Annotated in this window: 16 protein-coding genes and 1 pseudogene; 4 read left to right on the forward strand and 13 right to left on the reverse strand. The window is 61.3% G+C overall.

Annotation, left to right across the window (positions count from 1 at the left end):
• Positions 1-3: 3 nt before the first annotated feature.
• From KTC28_RS21225 to KTC28_RS21250, 6 genes are all read right to left on the reverse strand, one after another.
• Entirely contained in the window at positions 4-2,919 is a 2,916-nt protein-coding gene (locus KTC28_RS21225; RefSeq protein WP_216711366.1) for a TonB-dependent receptor domain-containing protein, read from the reverse strand.
• A gap of 386 nt (positions 2,920-3,305) precedes the next feature.
• Positions 3,306-4,385 carry an IS630 family transposase gene (locus KTC28_RS21230; protein ID WP_216711703.1) on the reverse strand — a complete coding sequence of 360 codons (1,080 nt, stop codon included), beginning with the start codon at positions 4,383-4,385 and terminating at the stop codon, positions 3,306-3,308.
• Positions 4,386-4,620: 235 nt separating this feature from the next.
• Complete coding sequence (locus KTC28_RS21235) at positions 4,621-7,332, reverse strand: hypothetical protein (RefSeq protein ID WP_216711495.1); 2,712 nt, start codon at positions 7,330-7,332, stop codon at positions 4,621-4,623.
• Positions 7,326-8,612 (reverse strand): ATP citrate lyase citrate-binding domain-containing protein, encoded by a 1,287-nt coding sequence (locus tag KTC28_RS21240; RefSeq protein WP_223132329.1) that lies wholly within the window; start codon positions 8,610-8,612, stop codon positions 7,326-7,328. Before KTC28_RS21240 ends, KTC28_RS21235 begins: the two co-directional genes overlap by 7 nt.
• Before the next feature lie 241 nt (positions 8,613-8,853).
• Positions 8,854-10,236: a sensor histidine kinase gene (locus KTC28_RS21245; protein WP_216711497.1), complete on the reverse strand. Its 1,383-nt coding sequence runs from the start codon at positions 10,234-10,236 to the stop codon at positions 8,854-8,856.
• 1 nt (position 10,237) lies between these two features.
• Positions 10,238-10,909: a winged helix-turn-helix domain-containing protein gene (locus KTC28_RS21250; RefSeq protein ID WP_216711498.1), complete on the reverse strand. Its 672-nt coding sequence runs from the start codon at positions 10,907-10,909 to the stop codon at positions 10,238-10,240.
• A 94-nt stretch (positions 10,910-11,003) separates the two neighbouring features.
• Between KTC28_RS21250 and KTC28_RS21255 the strand changes: the two genes are divergently transcribed.
• The 3 genes from KTC28_RS21255 (at position 11,004) to KTC28_RS21265 (ending at position 15,122) form a co-directional block, all read left to right on the forward strand.
• Positions 11,004-11,378, forward strand: a complete 375-nt coding sequence (locus KTC28_RS21255) for a peptidase M4 (protein ID WP_255602534.1) — start codon at positions 11,004-11,006, stop codon at positions 11,376-11,378.
• A 179-nt stretch (positions 11,379-11,557) separates the two neighbouring features.
• On the forward strand, positions 11,558-14,095 hold the full coding sequence (locus tag KTC28_RS21260; protein ID WP_216711499.1) for a TonB-dependent receptor: 2,538 nt from the start codon (positions 11,558-11,560) through the stop codon (positions 14,093-14,095).
• A gap of 37 nt (positions 14,096-14,132) precedes the next feature.
• Complete coding sequence (locus tag KTC28_RS21265; protein WP_216711500.1) at positions 14,133-15,122, forward strand: YncE family protein; 990 nt, start codon at positions 14,133-14,135, stop codon at positions 15,120-15,122.
• A 293-nt stretch (positions 15,123-15,415) separates the two neighbouring features.
• Here the strand turns inward: KTC28_RS21265 and KTC28_RS21270 are convergent, their stop codons facing one another.
• The 4 genes and pseudogenes from KTC28_RS21270 to KTC28_RS21285 form a co-directional block, all read right to left on the reverse strand.
• Complete coding sequence (locus tag KTC28_RS21270; RefSeq protein ID WP_216711501.1) at positions 15,416-16,498, reverse strand: alkaline phosphatase family protein; 1,083 nt, start codon at positions 16,496-16,498, stop codon at positions 15,416-15,418.
• Between the two features lie 394 nt (positions 16,499-16,892).
• A pseudogene (locus tag KTC28_RS23530) lies at positions 16,893-16,994 on the reverse strand (PEPxxWA-CTERM sorting domain-containing protein); the annotation flags it as partial.
• A gap of 2,099 nt (positions 16,995-19,093) precedes the next feature.
• Positions 19,094-19,345 (reverse strand): hypothetical protein, encoded by a 252-nt coding sequence (locus tag KTC28_RS21280; protein ID WP_216711502.1) that lies wholly within the window; start codon positions 19,343-19,345, stop codon positions 19,094-19,096.
• A 452-nt stretch (positions 19,346-19,797) separates the two neighbouring features.
• Entirely contained in the window at positions 19,798-20,631 is an 834-nt protein-coding gene (locus KTC28_RS21285) for an IS5 family transposase (protein ID WP_216711713.1), read from the reverse strand.
• A gap of 156 nt (positions 20,632-20,787) precedes the next feature.
• On the opposite strand from KTC28_RS21285, the gene KTC28_RS21290 reads away from it, so the two are divergent.
• Positions 20,788-21,906 carry a metallophosphoesterase gene (locus tag KTC28_RS21290; RefSeq protein WP_223132379.1) on the forward strand — a complete coding sequence of 373 codons (1,119 nt, stop codon included), beginning with the start codon at positions 20,788-20,790 and terminating at the stop codon, positions 21,904-21,906.
• Between the two features lie 63 nt (positions 21,907-21,969).
• Here the strand turns inward: KTC28_RS21290 and KTC28_RS21295 are convergent, their stop codons facing one another.
• From KTC28_RS21295 to KTC28_RS23085, 3 genes are all read right to left on the reverse strand, one after another.
• A complete protein-coding gene (locus KTC28_RS21295; RefSeq protein ID WP_255602651.1) occupies positions 21,970-23,043 on the reverse strand; it encodes a LysR substrate-binding domain-containing protein in 1,074 nt (357 codons plus the stop codon).
• Positions 23,004-23,303, reverse strand: a complete 300-nt coding sequence (locus KTC28_RS23385) for a LysR family transcriptional regulator (protein ID WP_216711643.1) — start codon at positions 23,301-23,303, stop codon at positions 23,004-23,006. The genes KTC28_RS21295 and KTC28_RS23385 overlap by 40 nt, the downstream gene beginning before the upstream one ends.
• 218 nt (positions 23,304-23,521) lie before the next feature.
• Positions 23,522-23,656, reverse strand: coding sequence for a hypothetical protein (locus tag KTC28_RS23085; RefSeq protein WP_255602536.1), 135 nt, complete (start codon positions 23,654-23,656; stop codon positions 23,522-23,524).
• Between the last annotated feature and the right edge of the window lie 996 nt (positions 23,657-24,652).

Consider the following 24,652-nt stretch of genomic DNA (forward strand, 5'->3'; position numbering starts at 1 on the left):
ACTCTAAAGCTTAACCTTGGCCGACAGGAAGAAGGTCCGGCCAATAACGTCGTAGGTTGCAGCATCGGTCCGCAGTTCGAGCGTGCTGATGAATGGCGGCTGACGGTCGCCGATGTTCACGATGCCAGCGCTCAGCGTTAGCGTCTTGTTAATCGTATAATGGACATCGGCGTCGAAATAACTGATAGACGGCACCGGCTGAGCGGGCGAATCGAGGTTGGCCATTGGCCCGATATAACGCCAGCGGACGGTGCCGACGAAGGGCCCATTCTGGTAGGTGAGGTAGCTGTTCGCCTTCCACCGCGGGTGCGAATAGAGGTTTTCTCCGTCCGACGTGACAAACGTGTCGCTGATCGCGCCGGCATAGCGTGTTGGCGCGGTGCCGTCGGCCGGGGTCACGGTATACTTGCTTAGATATGTGGCGATCGACCCGACCTGCAGCGCCCCAGACGAGTGCGACAGCCCGACCTGATCGAGGTCGAACCGGTAGTCGAGCTGGAAATCGATGCCGGCGACGTCGAACTTATTGAAATTGAACACACCGGATGTCAGCAGGGAGATCTGGCCGCTGTTCGCGTCGCGAACAATACGCTGGCAGAAGGCATTGCTCGCGGCAAATCCGGGATTGGCGATACCGCCGTAGCAATTAGCGAGGATCTGCCCCGACGACAGGCTGGAGATCGCCCCCGAGACGGTCAGGTTGTAATAGTCGATCGACAGGTTCAGCCCGTGCACCGGGCTTAGCACCGTGCCAACAGACCATGTGCGCGCGGTTTCAGGCCGGAGCAGGCTGTTACCGCCGGTCTGCACGGGCACGGTGACGTTGGCGCCTCCAAACGAATAGCTCGCCGATCCGGCTGCAGTCGACTGGGCGGCACACAGCGCCTGGACCTTGCCGCCGTTGGCTCCGGTGCGATAGCTGCTGAGAATGTCGCACGGATCGCCGCCGTTCAGGCTCTGGTTGCCAATCGACACACCGTTATAGAGGTCGGCAAGGCTTGGCGCGCGGAAGGCAAAGGCATAGCCTCCGCGAAGTCGCAAGCCCTTTACGACTGTCCAGCTAAGATCCGCCTTCCAAGTGCTCTTGGCGGCAAAGCTGTTGTATTTCGAGTAGCGATAACCGAGGTCGAGCGACAGATCTTGGGCGAAATGCTGGTCCGACACGAAGGGCAGCAACAACTCGCCGAACAATTCCTTAGCGTCCTGGGTGCCGTGGGCCGGCGTCGCCGTGCCGTAGGACAGGGTATCGCCAGATATGAATAGCGAGTCAGGCTGATAATCGAACGACGACCGGCGGTAGTCGGCCCCGACCGCAATCTTGGCCTCGCCGCCCGGCAGAGTGAACAGCGGTCCCTCAAGCGACAGCTCGATATCGGTTGCGTCGAGCGAGCTCGTCGTATTGTCGGTGCGTCCGGCATAGGCCAAGCACGCACTGCTGACCGGCTGTAGGCCGAACGGGTTGTAGGTGCAGCCGCCGACACCTTCGTTCGCGAACACGTTGTTGATTGCCGAGATGCTGATGTCGCCACTCGCCTTGCTGGCATATGTACTGCGCCCAAACGAGCCGTAAACGTCGAAGGTGAACCGCGTCCCTGGGATGTCGCCCTTGACGCCGGCAAGCGCCTGCCAAACGTCATAGTTGAAGGTCTGGACCCGGTTGCCCCAGCCGAACAGCAGCTTTGATACGCCGACCTGAGAACCCGGAGGCGCGACGCCGCCATAGGCCGAATTAATCAACGACAGAAGCGCCGGGTTCGACTGAATGAACTGGTTTCGGACTGGGACGTAGAGTTCGATCGTGTTGTTCGTCTTCGTGCTGCCAGGGCTGGTCTGGTCGAGCGAATGCGACTCGGCGAAGTTGAACTGACCGTAGATGGTCAGGTGGTCGGTAAGCTTATAGTCGGCGCTGCCGAAGGCGTTGTAGCGGGTTAGCGGCGTCTGGACAGCGAAGTAGTTGCCCAGGATTACGCCCGCCTGAGTGCAGCTCGGCGAAATCTGCGCGCCGACGACGCTGCCAACGCCCTTGTAGTTCTGGACGCAGCCGAGGCTCGAGGGAACGACCGAGGTGAAGACGGTGCCGTCGGTATTAATGCCGATTGCACCCTTGTAGGGGCCGCTGCCTGGGTATGGCGTGGTCCCGGAATAGCTCGCTAGCACCGCGTTGACCGCGGCGATGCTCGGTGCGGTCGCGCCGGTGCCAAAGCCGCCCGCGTAGATGATCCCCTCCGGCGGCCGGGCGAGGAAACGCACCGCTGGCTGGGTGAAGAATGTCCGCTGCGACCCGTTGACGGCATCGCGCCTGCCGTATTCGAACGCGATCATCGCATGGCCGCGCCCCTCATCGAAGTTGCCGCCGAGGATGCCGCTGACCTGTGCCGTCGCGCCGTCACCACGCGTCGAGGCCCCGCCCTGGGCATTCAATTCGAAGCCGGTAAAGCGGCGGCGCAGCTTGAAATTTGCAACACCCGCGATTGCGTCGGAGCCATAGGCAGCCGAGGCACCGCCAGTGATGACTTCGACATTCTCGATCAGAGATACTGGGATGGTGTTAAGATCGATCGCTCCGTCGGGCGTTGACGGGACCAGCCGATGCCCGTCAAGCAGCACCAGCGATCGGTTGCGTCCGATGCCGCGAAGATCGCTGTACGACGCGCCACCGCCAAAGCCGACGCTGCCTTGAACATCGCCGACCTCGGCTGCGCCCTGTGCCGCCTCGAACTGCGGCATTTGTCCGATGACGCGGTCAAGCGACGGCTGCCCGGTGGCAGCGATAGCGGCGCTGCCGATGGTGAAGATCGGACTCTCGGCACTATAGTCGCGGCGGGAAATTCGAGATCCCGTAATGACGATGGCGTCTGTGTTGCCGCTATCGGTCACGGCGTTGGCCGGCGTACCACCGACCGCTGGAGCGACGGGCACTGGGTTGGCTTGAGCACCAACACGGGTGGGCATTGCTGCGAGGCTGAGAAGGGCTATTCCGATGGCTAGACTGCTAACATTCTCGCAGATTTGATCGGCGCTCGCGCGATGGAGAATGGACATGCGCGCGGTTGAGCGCGGTGCGGCGTTCAGCATGAGACATCCCCCTAGGCCGGCGTCATTATCGCGCCGTTGATCTAAGATCAGTAGTCCCGAAACCTGAAGCGAACCTGACAAGCGCGGCGGAATCGACGGCTTCATAGCGCTGGGATCGCTCGCAATTAGAGGTTCGGCCTTTTTACGTATCACGCAGGGCGGCTATCGCATAAGCAACTTGATGTGATTACATGTAGTCCCCGCCAGTAGATTTTTGTCTCGACTACAGACTAGTGGACTGATTCTAACGTTTGGTGCCCGCGTCTGACGGCGGCGATGATTTCGTTTGGATCGGCGCGCCAGACGAAGGGACGCGGTTCCTGATTGTGCTCCTTGATGAAGCGGTTGATGGCGGCCTGGAGGTCGACGACGGAGCAGAAGACGCCATTCTTCAGGCGCCGGCGGGTCAGCTTGGCAAAGAAGCCCTCTACGGCGTTGAGCCACGAACACGACGTCGGCACGAAGTGGAACGTCCAGCGCGGATGCCGGCCGAGCCAGGCGCGGACCTTGGGCTGTTTGTGTGTGGCGTAATTGTCGAGGATGACGTGGACGGCCTTGTCGGCGGGCAACTCGGCCTCGACGGCGTTCAGGAAGCGGATGAACTCCTGGTGCCGATGGCGCTGCATGTTGCGCCCGATCACCGAGCCGTCGAGCACGTTCAGCGCCGCGAACAAGGTCGTCGTCCCGTTGCGCTTGTAGTCGTGGGTCATGGTCGCACCGCGGCCGCGCTTGAGCGGCAGCCCCGGCTGGGTACGGTCGAGCGCCTGGATCTGGCTCTTCTCGTCCACCGACAGCACGATCGCGTGTGCCGGCGGCGAGACATAGAGGCCGACCACGTCGTGCAGCTTCTCGGCAAACGCCTTGTCGTTGGACAGCTTGAAGCTCCGCCAGCGGTGCGGTGCCAGGCCATGGTCGTGCCAGATCTTCACAACCGAGGACGCAGCGATGCCGACCGCCTTGGCCATCGCACGGACCGTCCAGTGCGTCGCTTCATGGTCGGGGCGTTCAAGGGTCAGGGCCACGATCCTGTCGACGAGCCCCGCCTCGAGCGGAGCGATGCCCGGCGGGCGGGTCTTGTCGCGCAGCAAACCATCGACACCTTGGGCCATGAAGCGTTCCTGCCAGCGCCACACGCAGGTCTTCGACTTGCCGGCCGCCGCCATGATCGCGAGCGTTCCCAGCCCTTGATCCGTGAGCAGAATGATCCGTGCACGCCAGACATGCTTCTGCGGCGAACCCCGCGCCGAGACAATCGCTTCAAGCCGAGCCCTGTCTGAGGCCGTGACCTCGATCCTGATACCAGTGCGCATCCAACAACGTCGCACGTCCGACCGGCGCCGGGAATCCCCAACAGGACTCGTCCGTCTCGTTCAATCCACTAGGACAAAATTGGTCTGCGTCACTGGTCCGGCGGCACTCGACGGATGGTCGGCATGCAATTTATACCAACATGGTCGGACAAGGCGTTTTGCAGCGATGTTGCCCAATATAACGTGGGTCCGCCTTTCTCCCGACGACTCCCTGAGAGAACTTTCGATAATATGCTTACGCGACGAAGCTCACAGCTTCTTGCGGCGTCCGCATATCCATGTTGCGGCCGCGGTTCAGGTGATCGTCGATCTCGGCGATGGCACCGATCATGCGGCCGTAGAGAAAGACGTTGAAGGCTGCGACCTCGAGCCGGTGCTCGTCGACCCGACCCGCGACGTAATCCTGCCAGAAGATCGCCAGTAGCAACGCGGCGATGACGCCGTCGATGTTGACGCAGAACACGGTATCGGATGCGCCGACGTCGTGGAGGGCTTGGACGAGTTCGCCATAAAAGTCGTGGAAGACGTTGTACTCGCCCTGCCGAGCCAGATACTCAGCGATGAAGCGCTCGCGCGGATCGAGGTTGACCGGCTCGCCGCGAAATACCGGGTGATGGACGCCAGGCAGCGCGCCGGGACCGCCGGCCCCCGTTTCCCGCGCGGCGCGGCGTTGACGCCGGTAGTCCTTGGCAAAGTCGAGCGCCATTGCGCGCAGGTCGAGGCCGTGCGCGCGGTCACCCGGGTCGGTCAGACTGCTATCGCGGAAGCGATCAAGCAGAAAGACGATGCCTTCGAAGCCGTTGCCGCCGTGGCTGAAGCCCGTATGGGTGAGGAAGCCTATAACCGCCTTGTTGAGGTGCACCCGGCGCGGCGTCTGCGGGCCGTCGGCCGATACCGCCCCCTTCGCACCCTGTGCCGAGATCGCGCCGGGGCCGTTCGAGACGAGTAGACCGATAAGAAGCTCAAGCGCCTTCCCTGCACCGGCGGCGGGCTCTCCGGTTAGTGCAAGGAATAGGTTGTCGGCCATCGACCAACTGCCCAAACGGTCGGCGTGAAGGATCCCAAATAGGGTCACCGCACCATGCTCGTCGGCGCAGATCGACGCGCCGATCATTACTCCGTAAAGCCGCAGGTACCATGGAAGTGTCTCGGCGGTTAGCCGCGAGATCCGTTTACGCATCAAAGGCCCCCAAGCCAGCGTCGTCGCGATAGCCGCCAGAACTGCGTCGCGCGAAGGTGGCTCGCCGAGCCCCGCGATGAATTGCACGAACGCCGACGTCGCATCGCGCTTGGCAATCGCCATTAGCATGGCGGCGGCGCGCGGGTCGCTCGCTTCATCGGCTTCGGCGACGAACCGGGCTCGGTCTGCGGCACTCATCCGGATCGTGGACACGTCAATCGAAGTGTCCCATGCATCGCGCACCCCTGCCGCCGCGAATGCATCGATCAGCAGACGAGTACAGTCGAGCGCTCGTTCAACTCGCGCCGGGCCGATGAGCGCGGCCGCAGCGGCCATCACGGTGTTGGGCGAGTTTCCGGCGCGCCGTGCAGCCTCGGCCGCAAACAGCGCTGGGTCGCCCGCGAGTTCCATCTCAGCCCCGATCGCGATGTCAAGAAGCGTCTGGTCGGCTGTGGTGACGAGTTCGTGGGTCAGCGGCAGCGCAAAGACGGCGCTGAGCGGCTGAAGAGCAAGGTCGAGAATCGAGTGGCGATGGACGCTTGTCACCTGCGTCGCTGCGTCCATCTGACTCGCGCCAGACATGTCCTTCATGTTCTGGCGCGGAATGACCGCACCGACTTGACGCGCTAGCGCCGCAAGTTGCTCGTCGTAAGGAGCCGGCGCTGCTACCAGCGGCAGTGCGAGGTCGGCGGGCAGCGCGATGCCCTGGTCGTTCGCGATCCACGGCTTCAGCGACAGGTCTCCCCGCGCCGCGAAGTCGGGGCCGATGCCGTTCAGTTTCATCACCGCCGTCAGCGCGGCGGGAATATCGGCGATATTGGTGACAACCGCCCCGCGCGCGCTGACGGCCGGGGTCTCGGGGGTAAATAGGCTATCGACCCCAAACAGGTTCATCAGCCACCGTTCCTTCGCCTCGGCGCTGTCGCCGGTTCCCGCCATCGCACCGGCATGGCCGACGGCGCGGGTCAGCCGCGATTTCCAGCGTCCGACGACGCAGACCACCGCCGGTTTCGACAAGTCGAGGTCGCGCTCGTAGTAGCCTCCGGGCTCAACGTACAGAACCGCCGCCCTCGACCGCTCATCGCAGTTGAAGGCGTAGGCGAAATCGCGCGCGCCATAATGAATGTAGACGTCTTTGCCTGATGAGATCAGCGTCGTTGTCCCCCAGCCGAAGGTCGCGAGATACTGCGCAATCGTCGTCGTGAAACCGCCCGAGTTAGAGAAAATCGCGACCGACCCCTTGAGCAGCGATTCGGCCGGTGCGTCGCCGCCCAACGCACCGCCGATCCGGACGCGGTTCCACGAGTCCGCCATGCCGAGACAGTTGCCGCCGAAGATGTCGACTCCTGCGCTTTGGCCAAGCGCCCGGACTTCGCGCGCGTCGTGGACCGAGATTTTCTCGGTGACGATGACGATCTTCGTCAGCGCGCGGTTGACGCGGATCAATTCGGCAACGCCGTCGCGAACGCCGGATGGCGGCAAATAGACGACTCCGGTGTTGAAGACGTGCCCGGCATCCAGCCCTTCGCGGACGTTGCTGAATACGGGAATGTCGCCGATTGCGGTTGCCAGCTTCTGCCCGGACCGGCCCGGCGAAGTGCCGAACGCGACATTGCCGCCCGAAAAGACATGACAAACCGGCGTTACCTGGCGCGATTCACCCCCGAGAATGTTCAGTACGCAGACCTGATCGGCGCGCGTGGCAACGTCGGCGAGCGAACCGATTCCGAGGAAATAGGGAAACTCCGCGATGCCGCGCGTCAACATCTGACCGGCTCCGCCAAGCGCATCGCCTGCGCGACTGCCTCTCGGCCGCCGCCGCGCATCCACGTGTCGACCTTTCGGGCGTAAAGCACGACCTCCGACATTGCGCTGTCGAAACCGAACTGGCGGTATGGTAGCCCGAGGCTGTCACATGTCTCCGCCAGCGCGCCCATGCCGCGGACGAGGTTTGGGCCGCCGCGGGCAACGACGACATACAACGGCGTCGACCCGTGCTGACTAAAGTGTTCGCGCAGCGCATCGCCCATTGCACGGAAAGTCTCGTAGATGTCGGTATTGTTCGATTTGCCGCCGACGATGAACAGGACGTTCGACTGCTTCAGCCAGTGGCGGTAGCAAATGGCCGCCACCTGCTTCATTTTCTCGTATGGCGGATTGCCTCCAAAGTCGGTCGAGATAATCGCGGCATCCCCGAGCATTTCAGTGACCAGCGAATTCGCCCCGCCGCCAAACGTCGGCGCGAGGACGGTGCCGTGCGGATTTAGAACGAACACGTCGGACTGTCCTTGATGTGTCCGCAACGTGTTGACCTCTCGCTCGAATGCAGAGGCGTCATCGGCGAACAGGTGCGCGGGGAGATCGAGCCGCTCCCAGCGATGATCGTCACGATCGAAGCCGCATTTGAAGTCGCACGCGACCGGGGTCAGCCGTCCGTCGCGCCCGCGCTGCATCCGGATCGGGTTCACCTCAAGGGCGGTCATGCCGTAGTGGTGAACGAGCTCCCACAGCTTAGGCAGGTGCTGGACCAACGGCGAGATGAGTTCACGCGGGGCACCGATGTCAGTCAGCGCATTGGCGACGACGAACGCCTTCAGGCCCGTCAGCGCGTCGAACGGCACGGTCGCGACCTGACCTGGCGAAAGATCTTCGATATCGACACCCCCAAGGTGGGTTAGCGTCATCGTCGGCGCACGGTAGATCGTGGAGTCCGAGATCGAGAAATAGATTTCGTGCGTCGCAGGCACGCCTCCCTCGAAGGTCACGCCATTCGCTTTGACTAACGAATCGCCATGCCGATGCTGAGCGAAGAAGAGTCGCTCTTTTTCCGCCAAGGCGGTAGCGAGGTCGACTGCGCGGCCGACCAAGCCTGCCTTCCCTTTCTTTCCGACGGCACCCCGGAAGATCGGCTTAATAAATATGGACCCGTGTCGGTCGATCAGGGCTTGGATTGCGTCATCAGACGCGTCGGCACCTATCACTTCGGCGGTCGGAAAGTTGACATAACGAAGTAGCCTGGCCCCTTGATGCATCCCTGCAATTTGCATAGCGCTTTACCTCGTAGGCTCTTTCACGAGCCGTAGAAGAAAGGTTTTGCTTGCGTTTCCTGACACCAACCTGTCGCCGAGCAGGTCCAATCTCTGATTGATTGGAATAGTCGCCGCGGACGGCGCGTCCGTGACGTCGCCGAGGCGACAAGGATGGCTGCATCGATGATCGGGATCATTTGCCAGAAGCCCGCCTAACTTGTTCGGCATATTTTTGGTGGGGTTAGCCTGTTCTTCTGCATCATGGGTACGGTTGCGCGCGACCGTTCTCGCCATGGGGGAGCCGGAACTCGACCCGAAGTCCGGGGTAGTTGTCCGTCAGTCGCAATGTTGCGCCATGAACCGAGGCTACTGCCGCAACGAGCGCGAGTCCGAGTCCCGACCCCGGCGCACCTCGGCTGTCGTCGAGCCGGTAAAAGCGCTTCAGCACGTGCTCGCGCGCGGCCTCGGGAATCCCCGGACCATTGTCTGCCACCGATAGCACGATGCCATCGTCACGACGTTGCAGCGTGACCGCGATTTGGCAACCGGCGGGAGTATGGAAGATTGCGTTTTCAATCAGGTTGGTCAGTGCCTGAACAAGCATTTCTGGATCGGCGCGACCGTGAATGCCCGGTTCGATCGCACTTACAAGAATGTGTCGCGCGTCATCGGTAACCGGGCGATAGATATCGACCAGGTGCAGCAAGCAGTCGCTCAGATTGGCTTCGACGACCCGGCTCCGCGCACTGCCCGCTTCCAAAGAACTAATGCGCAGCAACGTGCGAAAGACACCCAGAATTTCGTCGGTCTGTGCAATGGCCGCGTCGATTTGGGTTTCGGTCGCTTCGTCCGGATTATCTTTAAGCGTTTCGAGGCGGTGCCGGAGTCGGGTCAATGGCGTGCGAAGATCGTGCGCAATGTCAGTCGAAATCTGTCGCATACCTTCGAGCAGAGCCTCGATCCGTTCGAGCATGCGGTTGAGATTGGCCGAGAGATGATCAAACTCGAGGCTCATGCCAATCGCCGGCAAGCGTTCGGTCCAATTTCCTTGCATGATGTGCTCAACCGACTGATTGACACGGCCAAGACGACGCAAGAAAACTGTCCCGATGGCGAAGCCTCCCACGAGCGCCAACAGGATTATGCCGACACCAAAGAGGACGCTTGACCCACGGAGTCGCTGACGGAGTTCATCCAAATCGGAATTATCGCTCGCGACGACGAGAATAGCGCCGTCCGGGAGCTTGACGCCCAAGGCCCTGAGTTGAACCGCCTCCACGGTACCCGCACGATCAGGATTGGAGTTCTTCACGAATATCTGATGCCACCCGGTTGCAGCGGTCGACGCGGGTAGGCTGCCCGCAAGGAGGTGTCCGGAGCGATCGATCATGCCATATCTCAGGTCATGTTCGCGCACTGCATTTTCGCGGCGGACCACCGACTCAATCGCCTCTGTGCGTCCGGCGTCGCGATCCTCATCGACAAGGATGGCCACTTCGGCTGCCACAGTGTCGTCGGCGACTTCGGTCGCATATCGATAGACCGTCCGATCCACGACAATTAGCAATGCGATCGTACCAATCGCGAACACTGTCGCCATCAACAGTGAGAATCGGAACGCACCGCTGCGGAGCGGACTCATTCTAAGCATCCAGCCGGTAGCCCGCACCGCGGATGGTGTGGATCAGGTCGCGATCAAACCCACGGTGCACTTTCGCACGTAACCGGCTTATATGGCTCTCGATCAGATTCGTGCCCGGGTCAAAGTGAAACGACCAGACATTCTCGAGCAGCATCGTTCGAGTAACGATCTCGCCGACATGCTGCATCAGATATTCAAGTAGCTTATATTCCTGTTGCTGCAGATCGATTGGGATATTGGCCCGCGTCACGGTCCGCTTGAGCAGATCGACTTCGAGATCCCCGGCGATCAGCCGGGTAACGATATTAGCCATCGGCGGCCGCCGCCCGAGCGCAGCTACCCGGGCCAGGAGTTCCGAACCGGCGAAGGGTTTGATGAGGTAGTCATCGGCCCCGGTTTCCAATCCTTCGACCCGGTCATCGACGCTGTCCATTGCCGTCAAAAACAGTGCCGGCGTCCGGATGTTCGCGCTGCGGAGCGCCTTCAGCACTCCAAGACCGGTGATTCCCGGGACCATTCGGTCGAGAATGAGAACAGCATACGTGTCGCTGGTACCAAGGAAAACGGCGTCCGGGCCATTGGCGCACTCATCGACGATGTGGCCAGCCGCGCGCAGCAGCCGCGCGACATGCTCCCGCACTTCGCAGTCGTCCTCAAGGAGCAGGAGTTTCATCGTATGACCCTGTCGCGTCTGAGCAAGCCGGCTAGCGCTGAAAGCGAAAAATGCGAAGCATAGACAATTTGGCAATTCCTAACTTGGCTTGAGCGTGGCCGACCCGGTGGCGTCTATCCCGTCATCAGGGCATTCCGCCTCGACGGGAACAACTACGCGTATCTTTGTCTATTTGACGACAGCCGCCACGCTGGCCAACTCCGCCGTGGTCGCCGCGCCGATCGCGATCAAGTTCAAGGGGGACAAGCTTGCACCGATCGCTAGTGTGATGCTCGCCAGTGCGCGGGCAAGCGCCCTCACCGCGCGTCCGGATGTCATCATTGCTCAGGAACTGGAGAAAGAGGCGCGAGGGCGCGGCCTGCGGTATTCGTTCGATATCAAGAGCAAGGGCAAGACTTTCGAAGTCGGGATCGACACACGTACCATCAAGCTCCTCGAAAATAAGCCGGACGGTCCGAACGCCGATTGATCGCCTGGGCGCCGCTGGCTCATCCATGAAGGAGAATACTCGTGTCGGCTGAGCGATGAAGCATTGGGAATTCCCAATCTCTCTGTCATCGATACGTCGCTGAACCGCAATTTCACCGTCATTTGCCGGCCGCAGAAGACCGCGTCCGGCGAATAACGTCAGCGTTTCAGAGGTGATAAATGTCTTTAGGGCTTACCAAGATGACATTGCTGAGCTCGGCGACGCTCATCGCGAGCTCGGCGTTTGCCGACGCGGCACCTGCCGACCAGGCTGCGAGCGACATCGTCATCACCGGCGTCCGCGCAAGCAAGACCGCTCGCGCCGAGGAGCGCGCTGCGCCGAACCTCGTCAATGTTCAAGCCGCCGAGGACATCGTCAAATATCCCGACTTCAACGCCGCCGAGGCGCTCGGACGCATACCTGGCGTCAGCCTCGCGATCGACACGGGCGAGGGGCGCTTTGTCAACATCCGCGGGCTCGATGGCAACCTCAACGGCACGACGTTCGGCGGGGTAACCCTCCTAAATACCCAACCTGGTGGTACCTATTTCGGCGGCGGCGGCCGCGCGGTCGAACTCGATACCGTGCCGGTCGGCGCGATCGACCGGCTCGTTGTCCGCAAGACCGGCCTGCCCGACCAGGAGGCCGAAGGCCTCGGCGGCTCGGTCGAATTGACGCCGCGGACCGCCGTCGGCCTGACCAAGCCGTTCTTCGAAGGCACGCTCGGCGGCGGCTATCAAAATGCGCACAAAAGCGGCGACGTCTTTATCGGCGAGGCCGCCGCCGGCACCGCGTTTGGCCCTGACAACCAGTTTGCCGTGGTGCTGACCGGTTCGTTCCATACGGATAAGCGCGGCTTCGACGACGTCGAGCCCGGCCTGCTCGATGCGGTCCAGCCGGGGACGCCCGGCGACAAAGTGCTCGATAGCCTCGACCTGCGCCGCTATACCTACAACCGCCGCCGTTTCGGCTTCGGCGGCGAGCTCGACTGGAACCCCGACCCGAAGAACCATTATTATCTGCGTGCGAACGACGCGGGGTACACCGAGTCGGTCAAGCGCTCGATCCTTCAGTATCGCGGCCTTGGAGACACCACAACGACCAACGGCAACATCATCACCGCGACAGGGGTCGACGCGCGTGTCACACGGCGAGACGAGCAAGAGACCCATCTCAACTTCATCGCGGCTGCCGGTGGACACAATGACCTCGAGAGCGTGATCCTCGACTATCAGATGTCGTACACCTCGGCGACGTATCACCGCGATTACGATCGCAACACGACCTTCTCGCGGGTTGGCCAGCCCGGCTTCACGGTCGCGTACGACAACACCACCCGCGTCGTGCCGATGCTGACGACGACCGGCTTCAATCCGAGCGACCCGAGCCAGTTCACGCTCACGGGTGCGACGAATACCACCGAGCGCGCGCACGACCGCGAATATGCCGGCGTGTTCAATGTCACGGTGCCGACGACGCTGCTCGGCGGCGACGGTGCCTTTAAAATCGGCGGCAAGCTTCGCTTCCGCGACAAGATCGACGCACCGAACAACCTGACCTACAGCGGCGTGCCGGCAACGTCGCTAAGCGCACTGCTCGGCGAAGGGCCGTTCACCGATTATTACGCTGGCACCTACAACGTCGGCTATGCGCCGAGCGTACCGGCTACCCGCGCTCTGTTGGGCTCGCTGACGCAAATCACCAGCGCGTCGAATGCCCAGCGCAACGCCCAAGGCTTCTTCAACGATACCGAAAACATCTACGCTGGTTACGCGCAATATTCGGGCACGTTCGGCAAGCTTGGCGTCCTGGTCGGCGTCCGCGTCGAGAACACCGATGGGACCTATCGCGGGACGACAATCACTGACGGCACTGTCTTCACACCGTCGTCACGCAAGTCGAGCTACACCAACTTTTTCCCGACGGTGCAACTGCGCTACGACATCGCCGACAACCTTGTCGCACGGGCGACATATTCGACCGGTATCGGGCGTCCCGGATTCCTCCAGCTCCTCTCGGGCGCTGTCGTCGACACCGGCAATCAGGCAGTGTCGGTCGGCAACCCGAACCTCAAGCCGACGACTGACAACGCCTTCGACGGCGCGGTCGAATATTATCTGCCCAACTCAGGGATCGTCTCGGTCGGGGTCTTTGACAAAGAATTCAACAACTACATCATTAACGGCATCACCTTCGACAATAATTATCCGGGCATAACCGGGCGGACGACGATCACCACCTACACCAATGTCAGCAGCGCCTATTCGCGCGGCGTCGAAGCACAATATAACCAGAAGTTCAGCTTCCTGCCGGCACCATGGAACGGTTTCGGTGTCGTCGCCAACGCGACCTATGTCTGGTCGAAATTCCAGATCCGTCCCGGCGAGACTAGTCGCCTGCCCGGAACCTCGCCGCTGACGTACAACGCAGGCGTGTTCTATGAGGCGAACAAGATGCAACTGCGGGTGTCGGTCAGCCATGTCGACGCAGCGATCTTCGGCGTCGGCGGTGGTGCGGGCTTCGATACGTTCGAGGACCAGCGCACCCAGGTAGACCTGACTTCGTCCTATCAGTTGTTTCCGAAGATGACAGTTTACTTCAACGCGCGCAACCTGAACAACTCGCCTCTGCGCTATTACGAAGGCTTCGCCAACCGCACGACGCAGCGCGAATTCTACGATCAAAGCTACGAGGCAGGGTTCCGGTTCAAGTTCTAGGGGTTAACGTGCCGGACCCGAGTGAAGGATGCTAATTATGCGACGTATAACTGCCAGTGCCCTGTTGATGCTGTTCGCGACACCGGTGCTCGCTGCCGACCCCGGCATGATCGTCAGCAAGCGCATCCCCGGCCCCGACGGCGGCTGGGATTATGTCAACGTCAGCGCCGACGGCAGGACGATGCTCGTCTCACGCTCCGATGGCGTGATGACGATCGATCTCGCAACCGGAGCGGTAAATCCGCGCTTAGTCGCGGCGCAGCGGACACACGGCGCGGTGACGGTGCCCGGCAGCACGATCGGAATGGTCACGAGCACGATCAGTGGCGGGGCATTACTGTTCGACGCGGTTTCGGGAGCGATTGTCGCCGACATCAAGACGGGCACGAAGCCCGACGCCGCCGCATATGACCCCGCGACGGGGATGCTGCTGGTGATGGACAACGCGGGCGGCGGCGTCGCGGTGATCGATCCGAAGACGAAGGCACTCGTCGGCAAGGTCGCGGTAGCGGGCGCGCTCGAATCGGCGGCGGTCGACGGTAAGGGCACGCTCTACGTCAACGTCGAGGACAAGGGCGAGCTGGTGGTGATCGACGTCGCGCGCAAGGCCGTCGTTCGCACGATCCAACTCACTGGCTGCGAAGACCCAGGCGGGCTCGCGCTGACCAAGCAGGGCTATCTGATCTCCGCGTGCGCCAATGGCCACGCCAAGGTGGTCGAGGCGAGATCGGGCCGGTTGCTTGCTGACATCGCCATCGGGTCGCGCCCCGACGCCGTGATCTACGACGGCCCGCGCGACCGCGCCTACGTCCCAACCGGCGGCGACGGTGCGCTGACCGTCATCGATACGACGGTCGTGCCAAGCGGCGTCGGGGTCGTGTCGACGCAGAAGGGGTCACGCACCGGTGCCGCCGACCCGGCGACCGGCAACGTCTACCTACCTGGCGCGCGATTTGCGCCGGCCGAAGCGGGACAGCGGCCAAAGGCAATCCCGGGGTCGTTCGAAGTGCTGGTCGTCAGCCGGTAGTCGTGACCGGATCAAAATCCGGAAATGTCGCTTCTTGATGGTCAGGGTACGGCCATAACCGGCTGCGCCGTTGCCACAGCGCCAGTCTTGAACAATCAAGACGGTATACCGCAACGGGCGGGCGTGTGGCGGGCCTGAGCCCCGTTTCCGCGTACAGGGACTCGCCGCCGTTTCCACAGGCCCGCACGCCGTCCACACCGCGCGCTCTCGAACCGTCCGTACCGATCGGGGTCGGAGCTGGATACCTGTGCGCCTTCGAGGTCATCACCTCAGCTCGGGAGCCGCGCTCTTATCTAGCGTTTGGCTCCATCGACGGCGAACAACGGGGTCATTGGCACGACTCCCGCGGCGGTGTCCGCCGCATGGCCGAGATAGGCGGGCAAGCGGAATGCGTCCTCAAGTGTTCGCAGCAGAGAGTAATGGCTGTACGGCGTCGAGTCAGAAACGCTGCGAGGACCATGGTTGGTGATCACCACCATTGGGATGTGGCCGCCACCAAAGTTAGAGATCGCGCCTGGCGTCACGCCACAGCAGCCTTCGCGGGTGCGACCTGCACCTTCATCGAAACCAATTATAATTGCGACGTTCTCACGCGACCTCCACGCCTTGGTCGCCTGCAGCGCGGCTACAAGTTGACCAGCTTCCGTGTCACCGCGGCGGATTAGGCCAGCGAGGTCAAGGGATCCGTCGCAGTCGGCAGGGACGCCGTCGCCGTGCAGTCCGTGCATCTCGTTGCATTGGTTAGGCACGATAAGAGCGAAAGCCGGGAGGCGATCAGCAGCAATATCCATCTCCAGCTGATCGAAGCCGACAATATGGCGGGCGCGCTGCGGGTCTGCCTGAACACTCGCGAAGTTGATAAACCCTGAGTGCTTAGAGGCATAAAGCGCTGCGGTCTTCAGGCCGTTGGTCGCCGTCGGGTCGCCAGCCGTGACGACCGTCGAGCCGGGTGCCGGCAGGGTTTCGTAATAGCCTTTCCAGTCGCGTCCGCTCGCTTCCAGCTGCGTGCCAAGATGCGGCTGGCGAATGGTATGGTCGACATAGCCTGGTCCGGTTGATCCGGCGCATTTGGGATCATCGGAGGGACCCGGCCTGCAATAGAATGCATCGTCGTCATGGATGCCATAGGTGTCGCCTCCCAGCAGCGCGACGTAATTTGCCTCGCTCGGATGGACTTCGGCATAGAATTGGGTGGCAGTGCCATAGGTGGCCGCCAGACGCGAAATATTGGGCGCGGCGTTCTCGCCCATGATCTGCTTGTAGTCCTTATTCTCCTCGATGATGACGTACACGTGATCGTAGCTGGGAACCGCGCGGTCTATTTTGGTGGCACCGGCGGCGGCCGCAATCACAGCAGCAATTATCGAAATGATCATGCTCGGCTCCGTCGTGATAAAATCCGTGCTCACAACAAGCAATAACGCGTCATTATTACGGGCGGGGGTGCGAAAGGGTCCATACCATTTTCTACCCAATGACGCGGGAGGCAAGCGAGCGTCCGCTACTGGAGCAGGAGCCGCCATAGGATCCGCAAGTATTTGTACGGCAGCTATGGTGCATTCCACGCCCGAAAGCTGCCAAGTAGGTACCGGCCCCAATTTCAACTTGGGAGCAGCACCTGCATCCAATATCCGGTTTTAGACATCGCTCATGCCGCCCAAGATCACTGGATCTGTGTCGTCTCGACGGCAACCTCAGAGCTGGGCGGCAACAAAAATGCGAACAGGCGGAGCCGCGGCCCCGCCCGTCCGTCGTTCTTCGTCGCTAGGATCAAGCGGTCGCATACCCGCTGCGACGGCGCGCCATCATGCCGACGAGCCCGAACCCGGCGATCATCATCAGCCAGCTGGCCGGCTCGGGAACGGCAGCCGTATTGATTTCCGAAATCCACGTCGACCAGCGCGACCCGCCGGTGCCGCCGAGATGCCCGCCGGCTGCATCGTTATACTCACGGGCATATTCGCCGATCAGCCAAAATTTGGTCCGATCGGTTGGGTCGAGCGTGACCTGGCTGTAGTCGCCCCAGCGCTGGCGTCCGGAGGCGACCTGACCGTCGACCGATCCGTTGTGGTAGTCGTCGACCAGGCTAACTTGCAGAAGCTGGGCACCGCCACGGGTATATAGAATACCGTTCGAATAGGTCCCGAACTGCTGCTCGAAGAAGCTGATCTTGCCATCGGCACCCGATCCCGAGCGATTGTAGCCGACGACGACCTGACCGAGATCGTTGACCGAGAGCGAACCTTCGAAATAGTCATGGACGCCGTCACCGATGTCGGTCTCCGACACAATCTTGTTCGTAGCTGCGTCGATGACGGTCAGACGGACCTTCGAAGTGTCAGAATTGTCGTCGGACACCGTCTGGACGCTGTAAATCTTGCCTTTCGCCTCGTAAACGTTTGAGCCAATTCGAGCATCGAGGCTGTCGACGACGCGGTCATTGCTTGTAAAGACTGCGTTCGGATTGGCGTCAGGCACCGCATTCGGCTGACGCGCCGGACCCGATGGATCGGTAAAAGCAGTATTATTGAGATAGGTGCCGTTCGCGAGTGTCGCCCCGGCGGTTCCTGCGTTCTTAACGTCATAAGCGATGTCGGTGTAAGTATAGAGTGACTCGGCAACGACCTTCCCTGTTGTGCTCGACGAGGTCGAATTCACGCCCTGCATGGCATAGCCAACATACGGTGTATTGACGCCACCCGTTGCTGGATCATACGGATTGTCGAACGACTTGATGCCGGCCGTGGTTGGGGCAGCACCGCTGACGAGGCTCGACAATGGAATAACGTTCATCGTCGTCCCGTTAAATTGACCGCTGGAGTTAAAGTTGTTGGTGCCGATGTAGACCGCATTGTTGTCGATCGCGAGGGTCGGATAGTCGGCCGTTCCACCGGCAAAGCCAGTGAACTTGGTCGATTGCCACGTACCGGCCGCGTCGGCGGTATTCGACACTGCGATTTGGATGTCGGACACACTGGCGCCAAATGACAGCGCGACCCAGCGATTCGTGGCCTTGTTAAAGAGCACGCGGCTGTCGCCGTTGGCCCCGGTCTGGCCCGCTGCCGCCCAAAAAGCGAGGTCCGACGTCGCTTTTTGCACGGTACCGTCCTTGCCGAACACGGCGAATCCGCCGTTGGCGAACTCAGTGAACTGCGTCGTGCCAACAGCGCCCATCGTGTCGGGCGGAATGAAGTTGCGGGCGTAGCTGGCAACATCGTACTGGCTGATGCCCTGGAAGCTTTTCACCACCGTAGCGGTTGGCTTGAAAGTGGCGAGTTGGCGCTGCTGGCCGATGCTGTCGGCGAGGAGAGGAGCGGCCGCCGTGCCGCCCGACGTGAAGTCGCTCGGAACAGGGGGCACGTATTCCATCTTTTCGAACCCTGTGAGCGAGTCCAAAGCGAAAGAGTTCTGTGCCCGCGCCTGTACAGCTACTGTCGCGATTGCTACGACGGCGACTGAGGCTAACGTAGTATATTTCACGTCTGTGCTCCTACCCCGACGCCAGCCCACAAGGACGTCTGCGCTTAAATAAGAGCGTTTGGTCAGTGACTTGGATAGTGTGGAAAAGCCACACTCATAGTTAATTCCTATTTATGTCGATCGTGCCGTCATGAGACATAAATAATGTCCATGCGCTGCCTATCGCCCTTCAAAAACAAGCGCATCGCGAATTGCATCCGTTGGGACATGACTCGATAGTCTGCTTGCTTTAAGTATTGTGGGACCTCGTTAGCTGCGGGAGCGGCGTGCTAATCAGGTTGTCGATGATGGAACGCCAGGTATCTTTGCGCGTCTCAACACAGACGGTTGGCCCGCCCGCGCGTGACCGTGTAAGCGCAAAACGCCTGACCTTACATCCCCTCAGCAAGGTCAGGCGGACGCTGCAGAGCAAACACCCAGTCGGCTAAGAGAGATGTTTTACTATAACAGCAGCTACATAAGCAGCGCCGTAATAAATGGTCTATAGGCATTTAGAGGAACCCTACCATGAAGCTCCTGATCGCAGTTACCGCCTGTCCCATGTTGATCGCGATTGCAGCATCCGCGCAGACGGCACCGTCATCGGGCGGTTCTTCAGCCAGAACGAGCTCCACGGGCCCTGGTGCGATCAGTAGTTCGGTGAGCACGGTATCGACGGGCACAGCCAATTCGACCGGTATGCCGGGTTCCACCGGCAGCGACACGATGGCGCCGCCGAGCGCATCTTCAAGTACGATCGGCATGAAGCGTCATAGCAAGAAAGCGGAGTCGCGCCGGATGATGTCCACTTCGGCCTCCACGGCTACTCCTTCGAGGATGACACCGCAGGAACGCCAGTAACTGGGGTCGCCGAAGGTTTCTTGATCAAGACGAGAGCATGGGCGGCCTTCGATTTGATAGATCCCGAGATCTTGCTGCCTCGATCGTTGATGCAAACGATGGCCAGCGAACTCTTGTGGAGCAGTAAGTCCACTGTCCAAGCGTTGCTACCTACGAGATGGCGGCAAACGCGGGGCTCGACGTAGTCTGGGACAACTGCCTTACAGAAATGGCTGACGGGGTCGCAGCCGGGCCCTGATTTTCCACGTTCCCTGCGTTGAAGCTTCCTATTCATCATCAACGGTGTGATCCGCGTTTGGCCACTCCCACGGGGTGGCATCAAGCGCTCGAACTTAGAGCCCGATTCAAAAGTACATCAATGAGTTGAGAGCCTTGCGATTCTGCGTGTGAGCATTCGGATGCTGGCGATGGTTGCCCATGCCGTGGCGCTTTCGATGGATCGCTCCCAGTCTTTGGCGAGACGTCGGCAGCGGCCCAGCCACGCGAAGGTCCGCTCGACAACCCAACGGCGGGGCAAAAGCACAAAGCCCTTGGCGGTATCGGAGCGCTTGATGATTTCGAGGGTCCAGCTGCCATGGCCTTCAAGCGCGGCCTTGAGTTTGTCACCGGCATAGCCACCATCGGCAAACACATGGCGCAGGAACGGGAAACGGAAACGGATGGCTTTGAGGACATCGACAGCGCCGTCGCGGTCCTGAATGTCGGCGGCATGGACCAGGATAAACACCAGAAAGCCGCAGGTATCGGTGATGATATGGCGTTTGCGGCCCTTCACCTTCTTGCCGGCGTCATAGCCGCAAATTCCGCCGCTTTCCGTTGTTTTGACCGATTGGCTGTCGATAACGCCAGCACTGGGTGAGGCCTCGCGGCCGGCCTGTTCGCGTGCTGCCATTACCAGCAAGTGGTTGATTGTCGTCAGCAGCCCACTATCCCGCCAGCTGTAGAAATAGCCGCGCACTGTCGACGTCGCCGGAAAGCATTTGGGCAGCATCCGCCAGGCGCAACCGCTCGACGCAATATACATGATCGCATCCATCACCGCCCGAAGGCAGGTCGTGCGACGACGCCCGCCGCTGCGGGCTGCCGGAAACAGCGGCTCGATCAACGCCCATTCCGCATCCCGTAAATCGCTTGGATAGCGCCCCCCCTTGCGCATATGCTGACGGCGAGCGGTATCAGTCCAAGGCAAGTTCTTCTCCTATCGTCTCGACAACGACGGTGAATCACAACCTACTGGTATCGCTCAACTACTTTTCGTTCAGGCTCTTAGAGGCGTGTGCTACGCCAGTCCCATACGGTAAGGCGTGCTGTGGCACCGGAACCGCCCACCGATCGGAGACTAGAGATCTTCCACCTTATCTTCGCCGTGCCCAGCCTCCTCGTCATCGCCAGGTGGCTGTTGCCGCTCGGGTTACCTTTGTGGGGCAATGCAGCTTTGGCGGCGTTGCTGATCGGCGCGTCGCAGTATCACCTGTGGTGTCGGCTCTCGTCCGGATCGGTGTTCGCGCCCGAGTTTCCCAGGCCGGTCGTCATCCTGTTCAACTGGGCGTTCGGCGCGATCCTGCTGCTCGCTGCTCTTCAGCTCATGCTCGATTTCGGCACGCTGGTGGTGATGCTGGTGCTCGGCAGGATGGTCGTTGAGCCCGAAAGCCTGCGCTATGCCATAGCCGGCCTCGCCGCAGTGCTCGCCGCGATCGGTGTCGCCGCAGCGCTGCGGGTGCCGCCGCTTAAGGACGTGGAGATCGTCGTCCACGGCCTGCCGACGCAGTTCGACGGCTATCGGCTGATCCAGTTGACCGACCTTCACGTCAGCCGCCTGTACCCCGCGCGTTGGGTTCGCGCGGTGGTCGAACGCGCGAACGCCGCCGGTGCCGACCTTATCGTCGTGACCGGCGACTTCATCGACGGATCAGTCGCGATGCGCCGCGCCGACGTCGAACCGCTCCGCCAACTCCATGCGCCGCACGGCATCTATGCGATTCCCGGCAACCACGAATACTTCTTCGATTATCCCGCGTGGATGCGCCACCTGGGCGCGTTGGGGTTCCGCATGTTGCCGAACGCTCATGCGGTTCTCTCCCGCGACGGTGCCGATCTCGTTCTCGCTGGCGTCACCGACCTGTCGGCACCCGCGGCGGGACAGGCCGGGCCGGATCTCGACCTCGCGCTGGCAGGCGCCCCTCGAGACGTACCGGTGCTGCTCCTCGACCACCAGCCGAAGAACGCCCGGGACGCTGCAGCGCTGGGTGTTGCGATCCAGTTGTCCGGTCACACCCACGGCGGCATGATCCGCGGCCTCGACCAGATCGTGGCGCGCGCCAATGGCGGCTTCGTATCTGGACGCTACGACGTCGGCGGCATGATGCTCTACGTCAGCAACGGTACGGCCCTGTGGCCGGGTTTTGCGCTGCGCCTCGGCGTGCCGTCCGAGCTGACGCGGATCACCTTGCGCGCTGGCCGCTAGTTCGCAGGGTGCATCGAAGTAGCTGACGGGAAACCAGCGTCGCATGGTTGCGCGACGACATGCTCACCGACCCGTGCCCCCGGCCGGACATGAGCCGACGCGGCGGCCGCTGTCGCGACCGCGGAAGCTGACCGTCATGTCGCCGGACTGTGCCTCGCCCGCGAAGCTGAAGTCATAGCCATTCGCGCCATACGTACCTGAGCCGTCGACGCGGAGGGCAGGGTAGCGGCTGTCCTTGCACTCGCCGGCTGCCGTAATATTCCCGTCCGCCATCGCAACGCGGGAAAAGCGGCACTGGACGGCGTTGCTGGCGAGCAGAAAGCTCCGCGGATCCGCCAGATCCGAAGCCGAATAGCACGCCCGATAGGGGGGAGGGGACGGCAGCACGCTTTGCGCCTGGTCGGCTATGAACGAGGAGCCGTTAACCTCATCGATCACATAAACGACAGTATGCTCCCAGAGTCCGGGCATCGGCACGGGCGCCGACGCTGCGGCCAGCAGGACTGGCAACAGGACTACGAGAGGAGTGATGCGACGCATGATTATCTCAACTCGCAAACTGGTGTCATGACCTGCCACATCGGAACTGAACGAACAACCGAAGTTGAGAGCAGTGTACCAGAGGCGGCATGTCGGATCGTGGGTCTTCTCAACCACAGCTGGCTTAACAGACGTCAGCTTTCGCGATCTCGTCGCCTGGAAGCGGTCAGTCTCCCAAAGTCCCCGAAGCTTCATGAGGATTCGGGCGAGAGGGGAAACCACGAAGGACCCCTCGCATCCCTGACCGCCCGACAGATGCCCGATCAAAGCATCGATGAAAGCCCGGACCTTCGCGGAAAGGCTGCGATGGCTAGTGTAGAGTGCGTGCCCCTCCAACGTGTCTCCAGTGGTCTCGGGGAACAGCCACATCAGATCGCCCGTGGCGACCGCCCGCCGCGCGATGAAGTCCGGCAGCCGGCCGAGACCGCCGCCGGCGATCAACATTGCTTCGAGGGCAATCGAGTCGGACACGGCATGCGCGGCGCTAGATTTGAAGTGTTCGACGTTGCCTGACGATCGGCGATACGACCAGGTTTCTTGGCGATCGGCGTAACCGATCATCGTGTGTCGACAAAGGTCGGCGACGCTCGCCGGTATCCCATATGCCGCGAGATAGCCGGGGCTGGCGCAGGTCCAAGCCTCGGTGGCCGCGTGGCGTAGGGATGAAAGAGCATTCCCGCATCGGTCAGTCGCAGATGCCGGGTCGAACGATCAATTAATAAGGCGCCGATGTCGGCTTCAAGCCGCGTCAGCGCTCGGCTGACGGTCGACTTCGGCAGACCAAGCGACCGTGCCGCACCGGAAACGCTGCCGATTTCGGCGGTACGCGCAGATGCGCCGACATCGTTCAGTTCCATCGCGTTCCCGTTTCGCAACACCCTATCGCAGTTCGACAGTCTAATCCGGAGGGATGGAACGCGCTAGATCGATGAAACGCAGCGCGATGAGATGCTGCTCAGCCTAGAGATAAGTTTATGTCCGTTTGCCGCGACACTTGCGCAAGAATAGGCAGAAACGGTCCAGTCGGTCTTCGAGATGTCGCTGATCATGCTCGACATCGACAACTTCAAGGAAATTAAACGACGCTTTCGGTCATCAGGTGGGCGACGACTGCCAGCGAGCGGTCGGATGAGCAACCGAAGCCGGCGTCGACAACCCCGTTCATGTAGTCGCGCGGTACGGCGGAGAAGAGCTTGCGATCGTCCTGCAACGGTCGTCGTCAAGCACCGCGATAATCTGCGCCGAGGGCAGGAATATTGATCGCCGAAAGAACCGTGGGATGACGCGTTACGCTTTCGCTCGCGAGCACAAGTTCCGCAAAACGTTGTTACGACATGGTAACCATTTTCATTTCGGAACCCGAACGTGAAAAACCCGTTTTGTTGGACGGTCAATAAGCTGCCGTGTCCGTCGCTTACTGCACGTCCGCTCATGACTACCGATAATGCGCCGCCGCGCCAGTTGCTTACCGCGCGGCGGCGCCCCGCCTTAACACAAATGGCGAGCCGCCGCGCAGGTGCCCCCTCAACTTAGCGCGACGGCTCTAACGGTCGAGGCCGATAACAAATAGTACACACTCAGCATCTTTATGCAATGATGGACGAGCCGCACGCGGGGGGGGTGCGTGCGGCTCTAGCGACAGGACATGATTGGGGGGGCGTCCCGTCGCTGACTAAAATGTAGCGGCGCTTCCCTGCGCGTACCATAGCGTCGACACGGTTATTATTTCGATCACTGTAAGTGGCAGACGCGGCTTTGGCGGTCGCGGAGTCGCATGACCTTTAGTCGTTTAAGCGGGGCCGGGGCGTCGACTGTAGGGTCGCCATCCGTCTGTAGAAGCGTCAGGTTTCGACTTTTGCAACTTGCTAGATCAGGCGTGACGGTGCTCGCTCAGCGGAGTGGGCACCGGCAGACTTCCGGTCGCGACATTCTGGCAACAGGCCGCTGCTTTGGCTCTGATCGTTGTGACCATGTCTGGCATCAGCAGCGAAAGCGCCGGTCGAGTTTCCTGACCGTACCTTCGTGCTATCGGCCGATCGGGTGATCGCCCGACACTGTCGCGGACGGGGTCGGTTTACCGTCCTCCTTTAACCAGGCGATCGGCGCCATGCCACGCATAAGGTGGCGCTGTTCACCGCGCTGTCGAGAGAGTATCAGGTATGCGACTGCGACCGCCGCAGCGTCGGGCGAAGCTAGGCTGCGTCGG

It is taken from the genome of Polymorphobacter megasporae, assembly GCF_018982885.2.
Lineage (GTDB): Bacteria > Pseudomonadota > Alphaproteobacteria > Sphingomonadales > Sphingomonadaceae > Polymorphobacter_B > Polymorphobacter_B megasporae.